The sequence below is a fragment of the Kribbella jejuensis genome (genome assembly GCF_006715085.1).
GTDB lineage: Bacteria > Actinomycetota > Actinomycetes > Propionibacteriales > Kribbellaceae > Kribbella > Kribbella jejuensis.
Genome location: NZ_VFMM01000001.1, coordinates 840,054 through 853,179 on the forward strand (window position 1 = coordinate 840,054; position 13,126 = coordinate 853,179).

The following is a 13,126-nucleotide window of genomic DNA, read 5'->3' on the forward strand; positions in this document are numbered from 1 at the left end:
TATCCTCTACGACGCCGCCGACTTGCGCTGCGCCCGGGTCACCATCAGCAACCGTGCCAGACCGGCACGCGTTCCCACGACCGCGACGCGATCGCCCGCGTTGACGGCCCGAGTGGCCGCCGGCTGCCAGTCCCAGGGCCCGTTCAGGTCCTGCCGTGCCAGGATGCGCAGGCCTTCGGCCTCGTTCAAGCTGCCCAACGGCCGCCCTTCGGCGACCGAGCCGGACTCGACCACGACCTCGGTCAGCAGCAGTACGCGCCGACCGGCCGGCACGATCACCTGACGGCGCTTGTCGCCGACCGCGGCCGCGACCGCCGGTGCGACCAGCATCGACACCGACCGGCTGTTGCCGAGGCCGAGCTGCCGCTCGACCCGCTCCGCCAGGTCGTGGTCGAACATCCGCATCGTGATCCGCGCGTCCGGGTTCAGCTCCTGCGCGACCATCGCCGACTCCAGGTTGGTGATGTCCCCGTCGGTGATCGCCAGCAACGCCTGGCAGCGCTGTACGCCGGCCAACCGCAGCGTCTCCTCGTTGCTGCTGTCGCCCACCACGACCGGGATCTTCAACCGATGCGCGACTTGTACGCCGGGCGCGTCGTCGCTCTGGTCGACCCCGACCACCGCGACGCCACGCTCGACCAGGATCTCCAGCACGCGGGCGCCGACCGTACCGAGGCCGCAGACCACCACGTGGTTGCGCGGCCGCCCGCGCACTCCGCCGATGATCCGCGACAGCCGCGCCCCGATCAGCGAGTCGACCACGACAGCGGTCAGCAGCGCCATCAGCACGATGCCGGTCAGCTGTACGACGACCGCACTGACCTTGACCCACGGCTCAGCGTCCTGGAACTTGTCGTCGTCGATCCCCGCCGACGTGACCACCCCGGCCGCGAGGTACAGCGCCCGCCACCACTCGATGTGTCCGAAGTAGTGCACGATCGCGGTCCCGATCGCGATCAGCAGCGCCATCAGCGCGGCGATCTTGCGGACCCGGCTGTCCAGGATGTCGCGGACCGCCATCACCCATCCGGCCGGGCGCACGCCGCGGCTGTACCAGAGCGTCCGTACGCCGGTACCGAGCACGATGTCGCCCGCCGGGTCGACGCCGGCCTGCGGCAACAATTGCGGCGTCGCGGACGAGGTGGTGTCGGCGAGCACGGTCAGGTGCGGCTCGCGGATCAGGTCGGCCTGACCGACGACGACCATCCGGCCGCCGAGCTCCATCCAGGTCAGTTCGTCGTCGTCGAGCGCGTCCGAGACGAACGCCGGCGCGGCGAGCGACGGTCCGTTGATCACCACGCAGTCGCCGAGCAGGCTGTTCAGCTGCCTGCCGAGCCGCGGATTCACCATCTGCAGGATGATCCGCAGGTCCCGGTCCATGTCGCGGGCGGTCAACGCGGTGTGGACGTTGTGCACGTCGTTGGTGTCGAGCAGCACCAGCGCGCGGGCAGTTGACGGCGTACCGTCGCGCGCATCGATACCGGCCTTGCGGAGCAGGGATTCACTGATCACCGGCGCGAGGATCACGGTCGCGCCGAGCTCCCCGATCCGGTCCCGGTGCCGCGACACCGGGTTGACGATCGCGGTCACCCGTTCGCCCGAGCTGACCAGCTCGGTGACCACCCGGAGCATCGTGCGGTCCGAGCCGCAGACCACGACCGGCCGTTCGTCGGCGGTCCCGGTCGCGGCGGACCGATAGGACGGTTCCTCAGAAGCGGGCGGGCTCTCGGTACTCGCCCCACTGTTCCCGAAGAACGTGACAGATTTCCCCCATCGTGGCCTCCGCACGCACTGCCTCCAGCATGGGCTCGATCAGGTTGCCAGTGCCGCTGGCCGCCTCCACCAGAGCCGATAGCGTACGACGTACCAGGTCCTCGTCGCGGTGGGACTTGCGCTCCGCGAGCACCCGGCACTGCTCGACCTCGACCTCGTGCGAGACCCGGAGGATCTCCAGTTCGCCGGAGACCGTGTCGGTGAGCGTGTTGACGCCGACGATCTTCTTCTCGCCCTTCTCGAGCTTCTGCTGGTACTCGAACGCGGCGTCGGCGATCTCGGCCATGAACCAGCCGTCCTCGATCCCGCGCAGGATCCCGCCGGTCATCGTCTCGTCCGGGCTCATCTCCTTGATCCGCGCGAAGATCTGCTCGGCCTCGGCCTCGATCTCGTCGGTGAGGGCCTCGACGTACCAGGAACCGCCGAGCGGGTCGGCGACGTTCGTGACGCCAACTTCCTCCATCAGCACCGACTGCGTGCGCAGCGCGATCTCGGCCGACTCCTCGGTCGGCAGCGCGAGCGTCTCGTCCAGCGCGTTGGTGTGCAGCGAGTTCGTCCCGCCGAGGACGGCGGCGAGCGCCTCGACGGCGGTCCGTACGACGTTGTTGTACGGCTGCTGCGCGGTCAGCGAGACGCCGGCGGTCTGGGTGTGGAAGCGCAGCCACTGTGCCTTGTCGGTCTTCGCGCCGTACACGTCCCGCAACCAGCGGGCCCAGATCCGGCGGGCGGCGCGGAACTTCGCGATCTCCTCGAAGAAGTCCAGGTGGCTGTCGAAGAAGAACGACAGACCGGGCGCGAACACGTCGACGTCCAAGCCGCGGCTCAGCCCGAGTTCGACGTACCCGAAACCGTCGGCGAGCGTGTAGGCGAGTTCCTGCGCGGCGGTCGAGCCGGCCTCGCGGATGTGGTACCCCGAGACGCTGAGCGGCTTGTACGCCGGGATCGTGGTCGCGCAGTACTCCATCAGGTCGCCGATCAGCCGCAGGTGCGGTTCCGGCGGGAACAGCCACTCCTTCTGCGCGATGTACTCCTTGAAGATGTCGGTCTGCAGCGTGCCGTTGAGCTTGGAGATGTCCGCGCCCTGCCGCTCGGCGGCGACCAGGTACATACAGAACGCCGGTACGGCGGGGCCGGAGATCGTCATCGAGGTGGTGACGTCCTGCAGCGGGATGTCCTTGAACAGCCGGTCCATGTCCGCGGCCGAGTCGATCGCGACGCCGCAGTGCCCGACCTCGCCGAGCGACTTCGGGTCGTCGGAGTCGCGGCCCATCAGCGTCGGCATGTCGAACGCGACCGACAGGCCGCCACCGCCGCCGTTCAGGATCATCTTGTACCGCTCGTTGGTCTGCTCGGCGTTGCCGAAACCGGCGAACTGACGGATCGTCCAGGTGCGGCCGCGGTAGCCGGTCGCGTACAGCCCGCGGGTGAACGGGAACTCGCCCGGCCAGCCGATCCGCTCCATCCGCGGGTCGTCGCTGCCTTCGGGCGGACCGTAGACCGGGGCGACCTCGGTGCCGGAGAGCGTGGTGAAATCCGCCTCCCGCTTGCGCGCGGCGTCGTACCGCTGCTGCCACCGGCTCCGGCCGGCCGCGATCTGCTCGGCATCCATCAGTCAGACCTCCCTAGGGACTGGTCCCTAAAATACTAGGACGTCCAACTATTTCCAATCGCGGGGTGCGTCACATCGCCGTGCTGTGGATCAGAAGTCGCCGGCGTTGTGGCGGAGGGGTTCGAGGACCGACCAGAGCATCTTCAACTGCTCGTCGGTCAGGCCGCGGAGCGCGAAGTCGGCGGCGACCAGGTCGGCGGTGGCGCGTTCGACCAGGTCACGGCCCTCGGGGGTGATCTCGCAGAGCACCGCGCGGCCGTCGTCCGGGTGCGGCGTCCGGGTCACGAGTCCGGCCGCCTCGAGCCGGCGGACGATCGACGTGACCGAGGTCGGGTGCACCTGGAGCCGCTCACCCATCTTCCCGAGCGGCAGCGACCCGCGGCGCGAGAACGTCAGCAGGACGAGCGCCTCGAACCGGGCGAACGTCAGCCCGTGCTTGCGGAGGATGTCGTCGAGCTCGTTGATCACGATCTGCTGCGCCCGCATCAGCGACGTGACCGCCCGCATCTGCTCGACCGCACCCCACCGCCGCCCCCACTGCCGCGACGCCTCGTCGATCGGATCGAACGGCAACGCCCTTCTCCTGGCCATGACCGGAACCTTAGCGCTGAAGGTCCGGACGGCGTCGAAGGGCTGAAAACTGTCGGGGGACTCTGGCAGGGTGCGGAGCATGAGATATCTGGAGCATCTGCGTGCCGACAGTGCGCGGCTCGGTGAGGTGGCGCGGACCGGGCTCGGCGCGGCGGTGCCGAACTGTCCCGGCTGGACGGTCGACGACGTGGTGCGGCACGTCGCGCAGGTGTACGCCCACAAGCTCGAGGTGCTGAAACACGGCGCGCTCCCCGATCCGTGGCCGCCGGACTTCTCCGGCCTCGACAGCCTCCAGTGGTACGACGAGATGCGGCAGGCAATCGTCGTCGCGCTGGAGAGTGCGGGCACGTCGACGCCGACGTGGACGTTCAACCCGCGCGACAGCACCTCCGGGTTCTGGTACCGGCGGATGGCGCACGAGACCGCGATCCACCGGATCGACGTCGAGCAGGCGCACGACGCGGTCACGCCGATCGACCCGTCGCTGGCCCTCGACGGTATCGACGAGGTGCTGTACCCGACGCTCGGCGGCCCGTGGTGGGAGGAGGGCGACACCGAGTACCCGATCGACGCCGCGATCCGGCTGCGGGCCGGCGGCCGGTCCTGGACGGTGCACGCCGACGCGACGAGTGTCGACGTACAGCACGGGGACAAGGGAGTGGTGGCGGCCGAGGTGGGTGGCGAGCCCGAGCAGGTCTACCTGTGGTTGTGGGGGCGGGCCGGCGAAGATGTGATCGAGATCCTCGGCGATCCGAACGTGGTGCGCGCCTTCCGGGGGAGAATTTCCGAGGCGTCGCAGTGAGGATGTCCTCTGTGGGAGTGGGCCGTTCGTTCCCTTCGTAGAACCCTGAGAAGGAGGACTCCGATGGCGCAGTACCTAGCACTCACTTACACGGCGGACGTCGACTGGTGGGCGCCCGAGCAGGCGGACGAACTGGCGGAGTACCGGCGCTTCGGCGTCGAGTACGCCGACCAGGTAAAGGCGAGCGCCGTCCTGCACCCGACCGCGACGGCAACCGTCGTCCGCGTGGAGGGCGCACGCGGCGGACCCGCCGTCACCACCGACGGCCCGTACGCCGAAACCAAAGAAGCCCTCACCGGCTACTACCTGATCGAGGCCGACGACCTCGAAGCAGCCATCAAGATCGCCGCCCAAATCCCAGCCGCCTGGTCCGGCGCCGTCGAAGTCCGCCCAGTCATCCTGGCGAAATAACACCCCCGAGACGTCCGGGGTGTGTGAGGGGCGAGGGTTGGAGTTGGTGTGGACGAGTTGTATGAGGTGGTGGCTGAGACGGTTCGGGTTGAGGGGGCGCGGATTCTTGCGTCCTTGATTCGGACGGTGGGGGATGTGCAACTGGCGGAGGATGCGGTGCAGGAGGCGGCGGTGGCGGCGTTGGGGGCTTGGCCCGTCACCGGGGTGCCGCCTGAGCCGCGAGCCTGGCTGACTGTTACCGCGCGACGGAAGGCGATCGACATCATCCGGCGAGAACGGGCCCGTGGCGCCAAGGAACGCGGCGGCCAGGACCTGATCGAACTCACCCGTCGCGACCTCGAGCCGGAGGAGGTCGTCCACGACGACCTGCTCCGGCTGATCTTCACCTGCTGCCACCCGACCCTGTCTCCGCCGACCCGGGTAGCGCTCGCGCTCCGCACCCTCTGCGGCCTCACCCCGGCCCAGATCGCCGGCGTACTCCTCACCACCGAGGCCGCGACAACCAAACGGCTCGTCCGCGCCCGGCAAAAGATCGCCGCCGCACGGATCCCGTACCGCGTACCGTCCGAGGCCGAGCTGCCCGAACGTCTGCCCGCCGTCAGCGCGGTCGTCCACAGTCTCTACACGGCAGGACACGCACCGGCCGAGGGCGAAGCAGCATACGACGTGGACCTCTGCGCGGAGGCGATCCGGCTGGCGGAGCTGCTGCACGCATTGCTACCGGACCAGCCGACCCCCACCGCCGTACTCGCGCTGCTCCTGCTGACCGAAGCGCGCCGACCGGCCCGGCTCGACGAGGACGGTCAGGTGGTCACGCTCGATCTGCAGGACCGCACGCAGTGGGACCAGCAGATGATTGCCCGCGGCATCGATCTCCTCAACGAGTCGCTGGAACTCTCCGGGCGGCAGGCGGACGCGTACCAGCTGCAGGCAGCGATCGCCGCCGAGCACGCCCGCGTCCCGAGCTACCACGCGACCGACTGGCACGAGATCGTCCGGCTGTACGACCTGCTCGTCGAGGTCTCCCCCAGCCCCGCGGCCGAACTCGCCCGGGTCGTGGCGATCGCCGAGACCGGCGACGTCGACACCGCGCTGAAGCTCCTCGCCGCGATCCCGGTCAGCTCCCGCCACCACGCCGTACGCGGCGAACTCCTCGCCCGCCAGTCCCGCTACCGAGAAGCCGCCGATGCACTGGCCGAGGCCCTGGCCGATGCCCCGGCCAACCATCCCGAGCACGCCCACCGAGAACGCAGACGCGACCACTTCCAGCAGCTCGCCGCCAACCAACCGCCAACCCACCCCCACACCGGCTGACCCCCGGCGGGCAGGGCGTTAGTCGTTGTCGGTCCAGTTGCCGCGTTCGCTGTTGAAGATCGACTTGGCTCCGGACGACGACGATGGCGGCGGGCTGGGCTGCGGTGGCTGCTTGGTCGTCGCGGTGACCGGCGCGTAGGCGCCGACCTCCTGGGCCGAGTCCATCCCGATCGGGCCGGTGCCGTCGTCGTCGGAGTCCTCGTCACCCTGCACGACGTCGACACTCGCGGACGCCCGCAGGCCGGTGCGCTGGATGACGCGCTGGATGGTCAGGTCCCGGTCGTCCGGACGGCTGACCCACTTGATCTCGCGGAAGCCCTGGTCCTGCGCGGCCGACTCGAAGACGAAGTGGCCGTAGCCGAGCATCCGCCCGATGATCGGCTTCTGCAGCGTGATGTCGAGGACCCGGGCGATCGGGGTGGTCGCGACCGTCTGCGAGAAGACGCCGCGGATCCGCATCACCCGCATGTTCGTGACCACGAACCTGTCCCGGTGCTGGGTGAGGAACTGCCAGAACGCATGCGCGAGCAGGACGAGCACGATCGCGAGCAGCACCGGCTGCCCCCCGATCGCGGTGGTCGCCATCGTCAGCAGCAGCGCCGCCGCGAGGATCACCTCGAGCATCGGCACCGTGAACACCACCCAGTGGTGCCGCACCTCGTCGATGACGACTTCGCCCTCGTCCGAGATCAGATGGCGCCGGACCTTCGGGTCGAAGATCCGGAACAGGCCTATTCCGGCCATCCACTCACTCCCCTGTCACGCGCTGATGTGTGACCCCGTGCACCCAAGTGTCCCGCACGATCACTCGCCACGGGACACCGTCAGGCACCTTTTCAGGGGCAGGTCACTTGAACAGCGCGGTCAGGAAGGTGATGACACTTCCGAACGCATCGCCCACGGCAGAGAACGCGCCCCCCACCGCTCCCGCGGCGTTGGCCGGCTGAGTGAACAGATAGAAGCCGGCAAAGGCGATGAGCGACCAGATCAGCAGCTTCTTCGGCATGTCGCCACTCCCTTGTTCCTAACCCACTCGGTCGACTGTGCTTTGAGTTTGTATCACGGACCGTCACCAATTGTCACTGACTGAACACAGCCCACCGCACAATGCTCACCAGCTACAAGGTCCATTCTGTAACGGATTCGGGGGCACGGCAGCCACCGGCGCGCCGCCCTGAGACGCAACTCCCCTTGCGGAGCGTAAATCCTGCGCTATTTGCCCGAAATCGGCACAACTCCCGGTGATCGAAAAGCAAAGACACGAAGTGACAGTGCGTGGCCGATTGTTCCACAGGGAGACAATCCTCACAAAGCGGCGATGAGTTCGTCGGCCGCCGAATACGGGTCGGTGCCGCCGTCGGCGACCTTTGCGGCGAGTACGTCGAGGCGGGCGTCGCCGTGCAGGTGCGCGAACCGTGATCGCAGGGCGGTGGTCGCGATCGCCTCGATCTCGTCCCGGGCGCGGCTGCGCCGGCGCTCCGTGAGTACGCCGTTCCCGGACATCCACGCGAGCCGGTCCTCGATCGCCTGGACGACCTCCCCGACTCCCTCGTTGCGCGAGGCCACCGTCTTCAGGATCGGCGGGGTCCACGAGCCCTCGGAGCGCTCGGCCAGTGCGAGCATCGCCCGGAGATCCCGGGTGACCGACTGGACGCCGTCGCGGTCGGCCTTGTTCACCACGTAGATGTCGCCGACCTCGAGGATTCCGGCCTTGGCGGCCTGGATGCCGTCGCCCATCCCGGGCGCGAGCAGCACCAGCGTGGTGTCGGCCATCCCGGCGATCTCCACCTCGGACTGACCGACACCGACGGTCTCCACCAGTACGACGTCGAAGCCGGCCGCGTCCAGTACGCGGAGCGCCTGCGGCGTGGACCACGACAGCCCACCGAGGTGCCCGCGGGACGCCATCGACCGGATGAACACACCCCGATCGGTCGCGTGGTCCTGCATCCGCACCCGGTCGCCGAGCAGGGCCCCACCGGAGAACGGCGACGACGGGTCCACCGCGAGTACGCCGACCCGCTTCCCGGTCTCGCGGTACGCCGAAACCAGCGCGGACGTCGACGTCGACTTGCCGACGCCCGGCGATCCGGTGATGCCGACGATGTGCGCGTTCCCGGCGTACGGCGCCAAGGCTGCCATCACGTCCCGCAACATCGGCGACTCGTCCTCAACCAACGAAATCAACCGAGCCACAGCCCGCGACTCCCCCTCCCGAGCCCGCCCCACCAACTCCCCCACAGGCGGCGTCCGACGCACCATCACCGCTCCCCCCGCTCACAAAGGCCGTTGGAGCGGACGGTGGGTGGGGTCGGTTTGGTGGGTGGGGCGGGGGGTGGGGTTGGCATCAGTTCTTGGGGACTCGGATGATCAGGGCGTCGCCTTGGCCGCCGCCGCCGCAGAGGGCGGCTGCTCCGGTCCCGCCGCCGCGGCGGCCTAGCTCGAGGGCCAGGTGCAGCACCAGTCGCGCGCCGGACATCCCGATCGGGTGGCCGAGGGCGATCGCACCGCCGTTCACATTGACCTTGTCCTCGGTGACCTGCAGCTCACGCGTCGATGCGATCCCGACCGCCGCGAACGCCTCGTTGATCTCGATCAGGTCGAGGTCGGCCGGCGCGATGCCTTCCTTCGAGCACGCCTTGACGATCGCGTTCGCCGGCTGGCTCTGCAGGGTCGAGTCCGGACCCGCGACCGAACCGTGCGCACCGATCTCGGCGATCCAGCTCAGCCCGAGCTCCTCGGCCTTCGCCTTGCTCATCACGACGACAGCACACCCGCCGTCGGAGATCTGCGACGCCGAACCGGCCGTGATCGTGCCGTCCTTGCCGAACGCCGGCCGCAGCTTCGCCAGCGCCTCCACCGAGGTGTCACCGCGAACACCCTCGTCGGTGTCCACCACGATCGGGTCGCCCTTACGCTGCGGCACCTCGACCGGAATCACCTCGTCCGCGAACACACCGTTCTTCCACGCCTCGGCGGCGCGCTGGTGCGAACGAGCGCTGAACTCGTCCTGCTCCTCGCGGGTCAGCTTCTCGACCGCGTTGTTCTGCTGGTCGGTGAGCGCGCCCATGGCCTGGTCGGTGAACGCGTCCCACAACCCGTCGTACGACATCGAGTCCACCAGCGTGGTGTCGCCGTACTTGAAACCCTCGCGGGACTTCGGCAGCAGGTGCGGCGCGTTGGTCATCGACTCCATCCCGCCGGCCACGACGATCTCGTACTCACCGGCCCGGATCAGCTGGTCGGCGAGCGCGATCGCGTTCAGCCCGGACAGGCAGACCTTGTTGATCGTGATCGCCGGTACGTTCATCGGGATGCCGCCCTTGACCGCGGCCTGGCGGGCCGTGATCTGACCGCCACCGGCCTGCAGCACCTGGCCCATGATCACGTACTCGACCTGGTCCGCGGCGACGCCCGCCTTCTGCAGTGCGCCCTGGATCGCGAACCCGCCGAGGTCCGCGCCGGTGAAGCTCTTGAGGCCGCCCAGCAACCGCCCGATCGGGGTCCGTGCACCGGCGACGATGACGCTTGAGTTCCGCGTGTCAGACATGCTGTCACGATACCTGCGGCGGCACTGGTACGCCGCTGGTCGGCGACGTCAGACCGGTCACACGGATCGTGTCGGGTGGACCACTTTCGATGGCCTCGGCCCCGGTCGTAGGCCACCCTGGCGGCATGGATCAGCTGTTCGACGCGATCGACCACGTCGGCATCGCGGTGGCCGACTTCGACGAGGCCGTCCGGTACTACGCCGACGTGTTCGGCATGACCGTGGCGCACGAGGAGATCAACGAGGAGCAGGGCGTCCGGGAGGCGATGCTGTCGGTCGGCGACTCCGGTTCCTCGATCCAGCTGCTGGCGCCGTTGTCGGACGCGTCGCCGATCGCGAAGTTCCTCGACGAGCGCGGCGCCGGCATCCAGCAGCTCGCGTACCGGGTGCACGACCTGGACGCGGTCTCCGCCGTACTGCGCGAACGCGGCGCGCGGCTGCTCTACGACGAACCGAAGCGCGGCACCGCCGGGTCCCGGGTGAACTTCATCCACCCGAAATCCGCCGGCGGCGTCCTGGTCGAACTCGTGGAGCCATCGACCTCGCACAGCCCGTGACGGCGCGCTGAACCCTCCTGGTTGTCGGTTCGGCGGACTACTCTGTTCGGGTGCTGAAGGACAGCGCCACCGACTCCTTGCACGGTGCGCCGGCCGGTTTCCAGCACGAGTTCTTCGTCCATGCCTCGGACGAGGAGTTCGTGCAGCGTTCGGCTGCGTTCATCTCCGAGGGTCTGGCGGCGGGGGAAACGATCGTGGCCGTGCTGCCACCGCAGCGGTTCGCGGGACTGCGCGACGCCCTCGGTGCGGCTCACGACGAGGTCCGTTTCGTCGACATGACCGTTGCCGGTGGCAACCCTGCGCGCCTGATCCCGTTCTGGCGCAGCATCCTCGAGGAGCATCCCGGACCGGTCCGCGGCCTGGGCGAACCGGCGTACCCGGGCCGGAGCGCGGCGGCCTACGACGAGGTGCTGCTGCACGAGGCACTGTCCGCGCTGGCGTTCGCGGACGACCGGTCGTTCCGGTTGTGCTGCGCGTACGAGGCGACTGTCGGGATCGATCCGACGGTGACGCACTCGGACCCGGGGGCCCTTGCGGAGAAGGAGTTCCGGACCGCGCTGGACGGCGTACCGGACCGGGCCGAGCGGTGGGAGTTCGGGCCGGCCGAGCTCGGCCAGGTGCGGCAGTGGCTGAGCGGCCAGGCGGCGTCGCACGGGGTATCGCGGGACCGCCTCGAGGACCTGTCGCTGGCGTTGCACGAGATCTGCACGAACAGCATCCGCTTCGGCGGCGGCCGCGGGAGGCTCGCCGTGTGGATCGCGAGCGGTGCACTGATCTGCGACGTGACCGACGGCGGCCGGATCGACAACCTGCTGGTCGGACGAGTGCTGCCGCCGCTCGACGGGCTCGGCGGCCGCGGTGTCTGGCTGGCGAACCAGCTCTGCGATCTGGTGCAGCTGCGGTCGGGGGACGACTTCACCCAGGTGCGGCTGCACACCCGCTTGCGCTGACCCGGCCGGCGACCGGACCGGATAGGACCACTGACAACGGTGGACTGATCGAGTGACGGTCGTCTCACCCGGCCTTCGCTGTGTTACAGCGCACAGCCAGGCGTGCATACTCAACGGTAAGTTCCGCTCACTGACCGCCTTTGCAGGAGGTACTCGCGTGTTGCAGATCCTCGAAGCGATCCTCTCCGGTGACACTGCCGCCGTCGGAGCGCTCGACGTACCGGAGCACTACCGCGGGATCACCGTGCACGCCGACGAGGCGACCATGTTCGAGGGGCTGGACGCCAAGGACAAGGATCCGCGGAAGAGCCTGCACCTGGACGACGTACCGACGCCCGAGCTCGGGCCGGGCGAGGCACTGGTCGCGGTGATGGCCAGCGCGATCAACTACAACACCGTGTGGACGTCGATCTTCGAACCGGTGTCGACGTTCTCGTTCCTCAAGCGGTACGGGAAGCTGTCGCCGCTGACGGCCCGCCACGACCTGCCGTACCACGTGGTCGGCTCCGACCTGGCCGGCGTCGTACTGCGGACCGGGCCCGGTGTGAACGCCTGGAAGCCCGGCGACGAGGTGGTCGCGCACTGCCTGTCGGTCGAACTGGAGTCGCCGGACGGGCACAACGACACGATGCTCGACTCCGAGCAGCGGATCTGGGGATTCGAGACGAACTTCGGCGGACTCGCGGAGCTCGCGCTGGTGAAATCGAACCAGCTGATGCCGAAGCCGGCACACCTCACCTGGGAGGAGGCGGCGTCGCCGGGGCTGGTGAACAGTACGGCGTACCGGCAACTGGTGTCGGCGAACGGCGCCAACATGAAGCAGGGCGACGTCGTACTGATCTGGGGCGCGTCCGGCGGACTCGGGTCGTACGCGACGCAGTTCGCCCTGAACGGCGGCGCGATCCCGGTCTGCGTGGTCTCGTCGCCGGAGAAGGCCGAGATCTGCCGCTCGATGGGCGCCTCGCTGATCATCGACCGGTCCGCCGAGGGCTACAGGTTCTGGAAGGACGAGCACACCCAGGACCCGAAGGAGTGGAAGCGGCTCGGCGCGCGGATCCGCGAGCTGACCGGCGGGGACGACCCGGACATCGTGTTCGAGCATCCGGGGCGGGAGACGTTCGGGGCGTCGGTGTTCGTCGCGCGCAAGGGCGGCACGATCGTGACGTGTGCGTCCACGTCCGGCTTCATGCACGAGTACGACAACCGGTACCTGTGGATGAACCTGAAACGGATCATCGGCTCTCACTTCGCCAACTACCGCGAGGCCTGGGAGGCGAACCGGTTGATCGCCCGCGGCATGGTGCATCCGACCGTCAGCCGGGTCTACCCGCTGGAGGAGACGGCCCAGGCGGCGTACGACGTACACCGCAACCTGCACCAAGGGAAGGTCGGCGTCCTGACGCTGGCCCCGACCGAAGGTCTCGGCGTCCGCGACCCCGAGCTCCGCGCCCGCCATCTGGACGCGATCAATCGCTTCCGCAACAGGTAGTTCGTTTGGGCGTTTGAGTGGGGTTCTGACAGGCTTAAGGTGAAGGATTCACGCTGAGCCGCCAGAAGGGAAACTCCGGA

At 68.8% G+C, this 13,126-nt stretch carries 13 protein-coding genes; 6 read left to right on the forward strand and 7 right to left on the reverse strand.

Features of this window, described 5'->3' with window-relative positions; all coding sequences use genetic code 11:
- Window positions 1-6: 6 nt before the first annotated feature.
- The 3 genes from FB475_RS03980 to FB475_RS03990 form a co-directional block, all read right to left on the reverse strand.
- Window positions 7-1,788 (reverse strand): NAD-binding protein, encoded by a 1,782-nt coding sequence (locus FB475_RS03980; protein WP_141852618.1) that lies wholly within the window; start codon window positions 1,786-1,788, stop codon window positions 7-9.
- A complete protein-coding gene (locus FB475_RS03985) occupies window positions 1,709-3,382 on the reverse strand; it encodes a coenzyme B12-dependent isobutyryl-CoA mutase large subunit (protein WP_141852620.1) in 1,674 nt (557 codons plus the stop codon). The genes FB475_RS03980 and FB475_RS03985 overlap by 80 nt, the downstream gene beginning before the upstream one ends.
- A gap of 90 nt (window positions 3,383-3,472) precedes the next feature.
- Window positions 3,473-3,973, reverse strand: coding sequence for a MarR family winged helix-turn-helix transcriptional regulator (locus FB475_RS03990; protein ID WP_141852622.1), 501 nt, complete (start codon window positions 3,971-3,973; stop codon window positions 3,473-3,475).
- Between the two features lie 79 nt (window positions 3,974-4,052).
- Here FB475_RS03990 and FB475_RS03995 point away from each other — a divergent pair, with 79 nt between their 5' ends.
- The 3 genes from FB475_RS03995 to FB475_RS04005 all read left to right on the forward strand — a co-directional run bounded on the left by FB475_RS03995 (window position 4,053) and on the right by FB475_RS04005 (window position 6,500).
- Window positions 4,053-4,775, forward strand: a complete 723-nt coding sequence (locus FB475_RS03995) for a maleylpyruvate isomerase family mycothiol-dependent enzyme (RefSeq protein ID WP_141852624.1) — start codon at window positions 4,053-4,055, stop codon at window positions 4,773-4,775.
- Between the two features lie 63 nt (window positions 4,776-4,838).
- Complete coding sequence (locus FB475_RS04000) at window positions 4,839-5,186, forward strand: YciI family protein (protein WP_141852627.1); 348 nt, start codon at window positions 4,839-4,841, stop codon at window positions 5,184-5,186.
- 69 nt (window positions 5,187-5,255) lie between these two features.
- Window positions 5,256-6,500 carry an RNA polymerase sigma factor gene (locus tag FB475_RS04005; protein ID WP_337678211.1) on the forward strand — a complete coding sequence of 415 codons (1,245 nt, stop codon included), beginning with the start codon at window positions 5,256-5,258 and terminating at the stop codon, window positions 6,498-6,500.
- 18 nt (window positions 6,501-6,518) lie between these two features.
- On the opposite strand, the gene FB475_RS04010 is transcribed toward FB475_RS04005, so the two are convergent.
- From FB475_RS04010 to FB475_RS04020, 4 genes are all read right to left on the reverse strand, one after another.
- Complete coding sequence (locus FB475_RS04010; RefSeq protein ID WP_141852631.1) at window positions 6,519-7,244, reverse strand: PH domain-containing protein; 726 nt, start codon at window positions 7,242-7,244, stop codon at window positions 6,519-6,521.
- A gap of 103 nt (window positions 7,245-7,347) precedes the next feature.
- Window positions 7,348-7,506, reverse strand: coding sequence for a hypothetical protein (locus FB475_RS36630; protein WP_185759051.1), 159 nt, complete (start codon window positions 7,504-7,506; stop codon window positions 7,348-7,350).
- A 299-nt stretch (window positions 7,507-7,805) separates the two neighbouring features.
- Window positions 7,806-8,762: a methylmalonyl Co-A mutase-associated GTPase MeaB gene (gene meaB, locus FB475_RS04015; RefSeq protein ID WP_141852633.1), complete on the reverse strand. Its 957-nt coding sequence runs from the start codon at window positions 8,760-8,762 to the stop codon at window positions 7,806-7,808.
- A gap of 85 nt (window positions 8,763-8,847) precedes the next feature.
- Complete coding sequence (locus tag FB475_RS04020) at window positions 8,848-10,050, reverse strand: acetyl-CoA C-acetyltransferase (protein ID WP_141852635.1); 1,203 nt, start codon at window positions 10,048-10,050, stop codon at window positions 8,848-8,850.
- Window positions 10,051-10,175: 125 nt separating this feature from the next.
- Here FB475_RS04020 and mce point away from each other — a divergent pair, with 125 nt between their 5' ends.
- The 3 genes from mce to ccrA all read left to right on the forward strand — a co-directional run bounded on the left by mce (window position 10,176) and on the right by ccrA (window position 13,046).
- Complete coding sequence (gene mce / locus FB475_RS04025; RefSeq protein ID WP_141852637.1) at window positions 10,176-10,607, forward strand: methylmalonyl-CoA epimerase; 432 nt, start codon at window positions 10,176-10,178, stop codon at window positions 10,605-10,607.
- A gap of 50 nt (window positions 10,608-10,657) precedes the next feature.
- Window positions 10,658-11,557 carry a sensor histidine kinase gene (locus FB475_RS04030; RefSeq protein WP_141852639.1) on the forward strand — a complete coding sequence of 300 codons (900 nt, stop codon included), beginning with the start codon at window positions 10,658-10,660 and terminating at the stop codon, window positions 11,555-11,557.
- A 157-nt stretch (window positions 11,558-11,714) separates the two neighbouring features.
- Window positions 11,715-13,046, forward strand: coding sequence for a crotonyl-CoA carboxylase/reductase (ccrA, locus tag FB475_RS04035; RefSeq protein ID WP_185759053.1), 1,332 nt, complete (start codon window positions 11,715-11,717; stop codon window positions 13,044-13,046).
- The last annotated feature ends 80 nt before the right edge of the window (window positions 13,047-13,126 follow it).

What these genes read in the sequence shown, in the direction of transcription:
- FB475_RS03985 (WP_141852620.1), bottom strand. Translation starts at nt 3,382, where the DNA reads ATGGATGCCGAGCAGATCGCGGCCGGCCGGAGCCGGTGGCAGCAGCGG.
- FB475_RS03990 (WP_141852622.1), bottom strand. Translation starts at nt 3,973, where the DNA reads ATGGCCAGGAGAAGGGCGTTGCCGTTCGATCCGATCGACGAGGCGTCG.
- FB475_RS03995 (WP_141852624.1), top strand. Translation starts at nt 4,053, where the DNA reads ATGAGATATCTGGAGCATCTGCGTGCCGACAGTGCGCGGCTCGGTGAG.
- FB475_RS04000 (WP_141852627.1), top strand. Translation starts at nt 4,839, where the DNA reads ATGGCGCAGTACCTAGCACTCACTTACACGGCGGACGTCGACTGGTGG.
- FB475_RS04010 (WP_141852631.1), bottom strand. Translation starts at nt 7,244, where the DNA reads ATGGCCGGAATAGGCCTGTTCCGGATCTTCGACCCGAAGGTCCGGCGC.
- FB475_RS36630 (WP_185759051.1), bottom strand. Translation starts at nt 7,506, where the DNA reads ATGCCGAAGAAGCTGCTGATCTGGTCGCTCATCGCCTTTGCCGGCTTC.
- meaB (WP_141852633.1), bottom strand. Translation starts at nt 8,762, where the DNA reads ATGGTGCGTCGGACGCCGCCTGTGGGGGAGTTGGTGGGGCGGGCTCGG.
- FB475_RS04020 (WP_141852635.1), bottom strand. Translation starts at nt 10,050, where the DNA reads ATGTCTGACACGCGGAACTCAAGCGTCATCGTCGCCGGTGCACGGACC.
- mce (WP_141852637.1), top strand. Translation starts at nt 10,176, where the DNA reads ATGGATCAGCTGTTCGACGCGATCGACCACGTCGGCATCGCGGTGGCC.